Annotated in this window: 6 protein-coding genes and 1 other annotated feature; of the genes, 3 read left to right on the forward strand and 3 right to left on the reverse strand. The window is 32.3% G+C overall.

The window, feature by feature from the left end; translation table 11 throughout:
• Positions 1-115 precede the first annotated feature (115 nt).
• Positions 116-1,537, reverse strand: a complete 1,422-nt coding sequence (locus CN946_RS22770) for an aminotransferase-like domain-containing protein (RefSeq protein ID WP_098863126.1) — start codon at positions 1,535-1,537, stop codon at positions 116-118.
• Between the two features lie 98 nt (positions 1,538-1,635).
• On the opposite strand from CN946_RS22770, the gene CN946_RS22775 reads away from it, so the two are divergent.
• Positions 1,636-2,238: a LysE/ArgO family amino acid transporter gene (locus CN946_RS22775; RefSeq protein WP_098863127.1), complete on the forward strand. Its 603-nt coding sequence runs from the start codon at positions 1,636-1,638 to the stop codon at positions 2,236-2,238.
• Positions 2,239-2,325: 87 nt separating this feature from the next.
• On the opposite strand, the gene CN946_RS22780 is transcribed toward CN946_RS22775, so the two are convergent.
• Positions 2,326-2,511 carry a hypothetical protein gene (locus tag CN946_RS22780; RefSeq protein WP_098863128.1) on the reverse strand — a complete coding sequence of 62 codons (186 nt, stop codon included), beginning with the start codon at positions 2,509-2,511 and terminating at the stop codon, positions 2,326-2,328.
• A 681-nt stretch (positions 2,512-3,192) separates the two neighbouring features.
• On the opposite strand from CN946_RS22780, the gene CN946_RS22785 reads away from it, so the two are divergent.
• Positions 3,193-3,429 carry a hypothetical protein gene (locus CN946_RS22785; RefSeq protein WP_098863129.1) on the forward strand — a complete coding sequence of 79 codons (237 nt, stop codon included), beginning with the start codon at positions 3,193-3,195 and terminating at the stop codon, positions 3,427-3,429.
• Positions 3,430-3,770: 341 nt separating this feature from the next.
• On the opposite strand, the gene ileS is transcribed toward CN946_RS22785, so the two are convergent.
• Positions 3,771-6,854 carry an isoleucine--tRNA ligase gene (ileS, locus tag CN946_RS22790; protein ID WP_483295415.1) on the reverse strand — a complete coding sequence of 1,028 codons (3,084 nt, stop codon included), beginning with the start codon at positions 6,852-6,854 and terminating at the stop codon, positions 3,771-3,773.
• Between the two features lie 67 nt (positions 6,855-6,921).
• Positions 6,922-7,166 (reverse strand) — a binding site (T-box leader).
• A 357-nt stretch (positions 7,167-7,523) separates the two neighbouring features.
• On the opposite strand from ileS, the gene corA reads away from it, so the two are divergent.
• Positions 7,524-8,465, forward strand: a complete 942-nt coding sequence (gene corA, locus CN946_RS22795; RefSeq protein WP_098863131.1) for a magnesium/cobalt transporter CorA — start codon at positions 7,524-7,526, stop codon at positions 8,463-8,465.
• The last annotated feature ends 107 nt before the right edge of the window (positions 8,466-8,572 follow it).

Consider the following 8,572-nt stretch of genomic DNA (forward strand, 5'->3'; position numbering starts at 1 on the left):
CGAGATCTCGGTGCTCTTTGTTACTGTTCAAAATTGTTTTCTTATTATCAAAAATACTTTCCATTGGTTTTATCCTTCATTAAAAGGGACCAAAACAATAAAGTTCTAAATGAAATCACAATTGGCTTATTTGCAGTAAAATATCTAATCCTTTTTTTAAATCTTCCAATGACGCGTAGGCATAAGAAAGACGAATATGATGTAAATCTCTTGGTTCGTAAATATAACCTGGATTGATCAATATATTTTCTTTAAGTAATTTTAAAAATAAAGTCTTATTTACAATTGGATTATGAAACCTGAGCCATATGTAGAAACCACCTTCAGACTTTTTCCATGTAGCTATTTTTTTATAATCCTTTTCTAAAATTTCTTCTACGTATTTCGCTTTTCTCTGCAATTGTTCACGAAGGTTAACAAGATGCTTTTCGTATAGACCGCTTGAGATCCAGTGTGATACGATTTCTTGCGAAAAGGCACTAGAACCATAATCTGTTTGCATTTTAATATCAGCTAATCGTTCAATTACAGGTGAAGGTGCAACAACCCAACCAATTCTTAATCCTGGACTTAGTGTTTTGGATACACTCCCTATATAAAGAACTTGTCCTGAAGTATCAAACGATTTTATAGCAGGTGTTGATGATTCAAAAAGCAATTCGTGATACACATCATCTTCAATAATCGGAATTTGTAGCTCTTTGCATGTATTAAATAAATTTTGCTTTTCTTCCAACGACCAATTATAGCCCGTAGGATTGTTTAGTGTTGGAACACAGTAGAATAAAGATTGCCTCTTCCCTTTATGTGCTCGTAAATTATCTTTTAATTGATGTTCCCTTGGAACTGAAATCATTCGCATACCATTAGATTGAAAGGGATGTACTGAATTTAAATACGAAAATTGTTCTTGAAATAAAATGGATCCCTCTTCCAATAATCCAACTGCAATTAATTGAAGTGCTTGAAGTGCACCTGAAACAATTAAGATGTTCTCTGGTGCTGATTCAATACCACGTTTTTTTAAATAATTACATAAAATTCCTCGGAGCTTTTCACTTCCTTGCGGAGATGAATAGCCAATTGCTTTGGAATCAAGTGAAATCTTTCTTAACGAATCTTCTAGTTGTTTTGTAGGTAGTAATTCAGGTGATAATTCACCTGTTCCAAGACGTATGATATGATCCATTTGCTCATATTCATTTATGAGTTGAATCGTATGGTAGTTTGGTTTATGAATACTTGATTCAATATGTCTCTGCCAATTTGGTTGATTTTTGCTCAAAAGTACGTTCCAAGAATTGTTAGCCACAAATACCCCTGATCCCATTTTTGATTCGATCAGACCATCTGCCCTTAATTCATCAAGTGCAAGTTGTACGGTACTGCGGTTCACATTAAATTGCGTTGCTAGTTGACGCTGTGTTGGAATCTTTGTACCAACAGACCAATCACCTCGTTCAATACGAGATTTTATCCAATCTTCAATTTGCTCTTGAACAGTCAAATGAGAATCACGATTTGGTTTCCATTTCATCTAACTCCTCCTAAATTGGGTGGATTTAAAACCATCCAATTGGTTGTTTTCTTTTAGTTTTATCATAGTACGATTGTAATTGAAAGGGAGTTGATTTGATGGAAGCTATTATTCATGGTCTAGTCTTAGCATTCGGACTTATTTTACCTTTAGGGGTACAGAATGTATTTGTATTTTCACAAGGTGCCACACAGCCAAAACTAATTCGAGCGCTTCCTGCGACTTTTACTGCTGCTGTATGTGATACTTTTTTAATTCTTTTAGCTGTTTTTGGACTTTCCACTATCGTTCTACAATTTGAATGGCTAAGAATTAGCCTGATGATTGCTGGCGTTTTGTTTTTAGTATACATGGGGTATGTTATTTGGAAATCTAAACCTGCAGCAAATGAATCGAACAGTGCATTACCTAGCCGACAGCAAATCATTTTTGCTTTATCAGTTTCCTTATTAAACCCACACGCAATCTTAGATACAGTAGGTGTAATTGGAACAAGTGCATTAAAATATGTCGGAAAGGAACAAATTTTCTTTACGATCGCATGTATTGCAGTATCTTGGATTTGGTTTTTCGGATTAACGGTCGCGGGCTCAGTCATGAAAAAGGTAGACAGTACAGGAGGTTTAATGAAAATATTCAACAAATTCTCCGCCTTGTTTATTTGGGGAACGGCCATTTATCTTATAATTGGATTAACTTAACGTACCTTTATAGGATGATCGAATGGTGATCATCCTTTATTAATAGATCAACCCAAGCATGGATTAGTTGAATAACCACTTTTAAAATTATCTTTTTTCAATAGGTTTAGCATAAATAATAGATATTAAAAATCCAATAAATCCACCGCCAATAGAACCAGCAAATGCTGAGTTAATTTCGCCATGAAATAAGAATACTCTAACTAAAAAATACGATATTGCAAAAGAAAATGCGTATATTAAATATATATAAATACTTTTTTTAGAAATCATCTAATCCTCCTTAATTCAATCTACACATATTAATTAATTCAACAGTTTTTTTAATAAATCTTTAAACTATTAAATTTTAAAAAAGCCCCTGCCTACGTCATTTAGGAAGAAAAATGACAGACTAAAATTTTGTTATTAGTCTGTCATTTCACTAAAGCTAATCAATTATTAGAAGCAACTAATTCAATTTCTGACTGATAATCACAATTCTAAATAATTTGTTTACCTTATTATTACTTCCTTCTGCAACAATCCTGCTAATTACTTCAATGAAGATCTAACTTTAAGCTACTCTAATCTTTAAAATCATACTTTAGCCAATTATCCTTATTAATAATGCACATAATCCATTCAACTGTAATCAGCATACTATTTTGTTGATTTCTTTCTCTTTTTTACGATTAAGCAAAAGTTGGCATTTTCAACCTATTTTCATTCATATCGTAACTAAGCATATTGTCATTCTTACACTATTAGGTATTCGATCACTGCCTCTGTTTTACTTAAAAACAAGTTCTAGGTAATGTTTCCCACTAAGTTTATAATCCCACTATTTAAATTTATGTTAGTTAACAACTGCTCCCCCATTTAAAAGCTGAAATTGCGAATATAATGTTCTTCATCCACTCACTTTTTAATGTCTTTTGAATAGTTTACTTTATAAAGTAAGGGGGCATTTATATGGATTCAAATGAAAATTATATTATTATTCTTCTCAGAGAAATTTCAAATTTATTACTTAGTGGTAATCTAGCTGAGACTTTCGCTTTTGCAATCCTATTAAGAACTATAACTAACGATCGAATAATAAGAAACATGTTCGTTTTATTAATAATTGTCATACGTATCACAAATTCCAATGAGAATGTTGTTGCAACAAGTGAGTCAGCTAACAATAATGCATCTACTACAAAATAATATTTTAGTCTTTTTGAACTTCATTTTTCATTGCATATTGCCAAAAAATAATTTGGTGATTTTCTTTCAATATTAACCCCCCCTTGTAAAATATGAATTAAGCATCATTCTAAAATTTATTACAAGTAAGTAAAAGTAGGATGTAAATATTACAACCTATTAAAAATTAAAGCATTTAATGATTGCTATAATAATAAGTTTCTTTTTGCTTCTACATATCCATCTATTGAAATTCCAATAAAACTCTAATAATCAATTGTCAATTTTTTTTGTATTATTGCCTAAAAAAATGACAGACTAAAATATTGTACTTAGTCTGTCATTTCACCTTAACTATTCAATTAATTAGTAGCAACTAATTCAATTTCCGACTGATAATCCCCAACTTTAATTTCTTTTCCATTCACATGATTCTTCACAACTAGTTTTCTCATTAATAAGTTTTCCTCAAGCATAGCTTTAAACTTTTCAATGATTTCAATAAACTCTGGATTAGCTGTTATTCCAATGTCTACTCGCATATTAATTGGTAGATCTAATTCTTTTCGGTATTCTTGAATAGACCTTATTAATTCTCTTACTTTACCTTCTTGGATAAGATCTTCTGTTAGTAATGTGTCGAGTGTCACTGTATATTCGCTATTCGTGGCTGATGCAAAACCTTCTCTTGCGCTTTTTTCAACTAGAATATCTTGTGTGTCGACTTTAACAGTTTCTCCTGTTTCTTCAATTAATACATTAACGTACCCGCTCTCTATCACTCTTTTTGCATCTTCATTTGTTAATGTTTGAAGTGATTTATTGACTAAATTTGAAAGCTTTCCAAATTTCACTCCTGATTTTTTAAAATCCAATTTCATTTTTAAGATTGAAAACTCATTTTCGTTATTTACTTGTTGGAATTTTTTTACGTTTAATTCATCTAAAACAATATCTTTATATAAATCCCAATTGATCTCTCCATTGTTACTAACTAAAGTTAAACTAGCTAGTGGCTGTTTAATCTTTAATGAATTTGCATTTCGGATGCTTCTTCCAAGTTCCACAACTTTTAGAACTGCATCCATTTCCTTTTCAAGCTGAACGTCGATTAATGTTTCATCACAAACTGGAAAATCAGATAAATGGACGCTTTGTTCTGTTAAATTAAAATAAACATCTTCCGCTAGGAATGGGGTAAATGGTGCTAATAATTGACTTACTTTTGTTAATACTTCAAACAGTGTATAGTAAGCCGCTGCCTTCTCTTTATTCATCCCATTTGACCAGAATCGTTCTCTTGATCTTCTTACATACCAATTGCTTGCTTCATCTACTAATTTAGCGATGTCTCTTGCAGCATTTGTAAATTGATAATCCTCTAAATTTTTTGTTACATTTTTGATTGTGCTATGCAAACGTGAAATGATCCATTTATCCAATGTACTTGATTGATACTCATATTGTTTTTTTGCATTAAATCCATCTAAATTTGCATATAAACTGTAAAAACTATACACATTGTCGAATGTATCAATTAGTTTCGATTTCGCCTCTTGAACGACTCTTTCAGAAAAACGCTTCGGGTTCCAAGGCGCACTGTCTACTAATAAAGCCCATCGTAATGAATCAGCACCATATTTTTGAATTAATTCTACTGGATCTAGTGCATTACCTTTACTTTTAGACATTTTTTGTCCATTTTCATCTAATACATGGCCTAGAGATAATACTCGTTTATACGGAACTTTCCCGGTGAATAAAGTAGATACTGCAAGTAAACTATAGAACCAACCTCTCGTTTGATCAATCCCTTCAATGACAACATCAGCTGGGAATTGTTTTGTAAATTTCTCTTTATTTTCAAAAGGATAATGATACTGGGCAAATGGCATCGAACCGCTATCAAACCAGACATCAATTACTTCAGGTGTTCTTTTCATATTCCCTTTACAATTAGGACAGTTAAGAGTAACTTCATCAACAAAAGGTTTGTGCAGTTCAATTGAGTTGTCAATTTCTTCAATCGAATGGTTACATAATTCTTTAATACTTTTTGGTGCTAATTGATGATTACATGAATCACATTCCCAAACATTTAATGGGGTGCCCCAATATCTTTTTCGGCTAATATTCCAATCCACCATTTGTTCTAAAAAATTACCGAATCGACCGTATTTTATATGATCTGGATGCCATGTTACTTCTTCATTATTTTTAATAAACTGTTCCTTTAATGCGGTCGTTTTAATAAACCAACTTTCATTCGCATAATAGAGTAAAGGTGAATCACAACGCCAACAATGCGGATAGCTGTGCTCATATTTTTCCTTACTAAATAATAATTCGTTTTCGGCTAAATACCTCACTATATCTACATCACAGTTTTTAACAAAACGACCTTGAAAATTAGGTACTTCATCAGTATATTGGCCCTTTTCATTCACTACATTTACAAAAGATAACCCATTTTCTTGTACAACCTTATAGTCATCTTCACCATATGCAGGTGCGATATGAACAATTCCAGTACCACTACCTTCAGTTACAAAATCTGCTTTCACAACTTTATGTCCAACTTCAACTTTTACGAAATTAAATGGTGCTAAATAACTAATACCGATTAGATCTGCTCCGAGAAATTCAGATAAAATGACGTAATCACCTTTTAGTACCTTATCTAATAATGCTTTAGCAAGGATATATACTTCCTCACCTTTTTTAGCACGAACATATTCCATAGTTGGATTTACAGCTAACGCTACATTAGCAGGTAGTGTCCATGGAGTTGTCGTCCATCCAAGGAAATAAACATTTTCTTCATCTTGCAATTTAAACTTAACGGTTGCAGATAAATCCTTTACGTCTTTATATCCTTGCGCTACTTCATGTGAACTTAGTGATGTTTGACAGCTAGGGCAATAAGGCGAAACACGATGACCTTTAACAAGTAAACCTTTTTCATGAATTGTCCCTAGGATATTCCATACACTTTCGATATAAGAATTATCCAATGTTACATATGGATCATCCATATCCACCCAATAACCTAACTGCTCAGTAAAATCTCGCCATTGTTTCTCGTAAGTAAAAACACTTTCTTTACATTTCTCAAGAAAAGCTTTTACACCATAACGTTCAATTTCTGCCTTACCTGAAATGCCTAGCATCTTTTCAACGCCGAGTTCAACTGGTAAACCATGAGTATCCCATCCAGCTTTACGAACAACTTGGAAACCAGCCATAGTTTTATATCTAGCTACCACATCTTTTATAGTACGACCTAATGCGTGACCAACGTGTGGTAGTCCATTTGCAGTTGGGGGACCTTCATAAAATACAAATGATTGATTATGTTCTCTTTGTTCAACTGATTTAATAAAGGTATTTTCTTTGGACCAAATTTCACTAATCCTTTTTTCACGATTTTGAACAGATTCTTTCATGTTTTCTTTTTTCATATGATATCGCCTCTCTTATTTTTTTAAAGCACACAAAAAACCCGCCCCTATAATAAGGGACGGGTTTAACCGCGATACCACCCTAATTCTATTGAAAACAGTCCGTTCTTCAATAGCACTCAGTCACGTACAATCATACGCGTTCCTTTTAACGGTAGACACCCGTTCAAACCTACTTATGTTTTCAGTTTGACTTCTCGGAGAGGATCTTCATTTAAGTACTATTCACCGGATTTCAGCTTCCCCGGCTCTCTGTAGAACAGTAACGAAAATTACTTTTCTCGTCATTGAATTCATTTGTGTGCTTTAATTGTTATTTATTATATCCATCGACTGCTAAAAAGTCAAAGTTTTCTTAAATTAATAATTTAAATTCCTTACTCCAATGGTAACAGAAACTTCTAAATGACACAGTTAATGATCATTTTGATAGTAAAATATCAACAAGTATCCGCTAATAAGGAAAAAGTGCGGATATTATTTCTCTTCATTCTTCAATTCTAATTGTTCTATTTCTTTTCTAATTTTACAATTTTAAACTATACAATCTTTTGTTAAATCGTTAATACTTTCTCATAATTTTTTCAAAACTAATGGAGAATATTGTGTTAAACTGATTTTGGAGAAAATTAACGAAAAAAAGGGTGTGCCGAAATGATTAAAACGATGGCTGTTTACAAGGACGGAACCCATGCGTTTGATGTATCAATTGAAGAATTAAATTCCGAACTAATTGATTGGGTTTGGGTTGATTTTGAAAAACCAGAAAAAAAAGAAATTGACTTATTGCGAACTCAATTCCAATTCGATGAAATAGCAATTAAACATTGTGTAAGTTATATAGAAAGACCGAAAATGGATTATTACGATGGCTATCGTTTTATCATTCTACAATCATTGCAGGAGAATATGGAACAAGCTGAAATCGATCTCTTTTTGTCTCACAAGTACATCGTTTCATTTTGCTTTGAGAAGTCAAATGCGATACAAATTGTGTGGAACAAACTAAAAGGATTAAAAAGTACAAAAGGAATAAAACCAGAACGAATCCTGTATCACATTTGTGATGAAATTGTTGATAAATTCTTTCCAATCGTCCAAAAAATTGAAGATGACATCGAAGAGATTGATGAATTAGGATCAAATTCCGATCTAAGCATGATCGATGGAATTAAAACACAATTAAGCAAGTTATCAAAAGTAAGAAAAACAGTTAAACCAACGAAAGATTTAATTTATCGTATATTAAATTCAACCCACGTTGAAATTGACAAAGAAACGACAAAGAAATTACGAATCGTCTACGAACACTTAGTAAAATTATTAGATGACATTGAAGATAACAGGGAAATGGCAAATGACATCAGAGAAAGTTATATTTCAACAAACTCACACAAAATGAATAAAACGATGAAAATGTTAACATCAGTCTCGATTGTGTTCATGCCACTGACATTCATCGTCGGTGTATATGGAATGAATTTTGTTCACATCCCTGAGCTTCAGTTAAAATATGGTTACTATTACTGTTGGGTGATCATGCTACTCATCGTGATCGGATTAGTGATGTGGTTCAAGAAAAAAGATTGGTTTTAAAAAGAAAAACTAACTATTTCAAAATTGTTCTTTTTGCATGTAAGCCTTAAAAAAAGCTAGCCAACAAAAATAAGATGACCTCTGTTTGTAATAATCCCCTTATAGTA

Origin of the sequence: Bacillus sp. AFS053548 (assembly GCF_002575105.1) — a bacterium.
GTDB lineage: Bacteria > Bacillota > Bacilli > Bacillales > Bacillaceae_G > Gottfriedia.

Coding starts and splice junctions, on each gene's coding strand:
- ileS (WP_483295415.1), bottom strand. CDS start 6,854: ATGAAAGAATCTGTTCAAAATCGTGAAAAAAGGATTAGTGAAATTTGG.
- CN946_RS22770 (WP_098863126.1), bottom strand. CDS start 1,537: ATGAAATGGAAACCAAATCGTGATTCTCATTTGACTGTTCAAGAGCAA.
- CN946_RS22775 (WP_098863127.1), top strand. CDS start 1,636: ATGGAAGCTATTATTCATGGTCTAGTCTTAGCATTCGGACTTATTTTA.
- corA (WP_098863131.1), top strand. CDS start 7,524: ATGATTAAAACGATGGCTGTTTACAAGGACGGAACCCATGCGTTTGAT.
- CN946_RS22780 (WP_098863128.1), bottom strand. CDS start 2,511: ATGATTTCTAAAAAAAGTATTTATATATATTTAATATACGCATTTTCT.
- CN946_RS22785 (WP_098863129.1), top strand. CDS start 3,193: ATGGATTCAAATGAAAATTATATTATTATTCTTCTCAGAGAAATTTCA.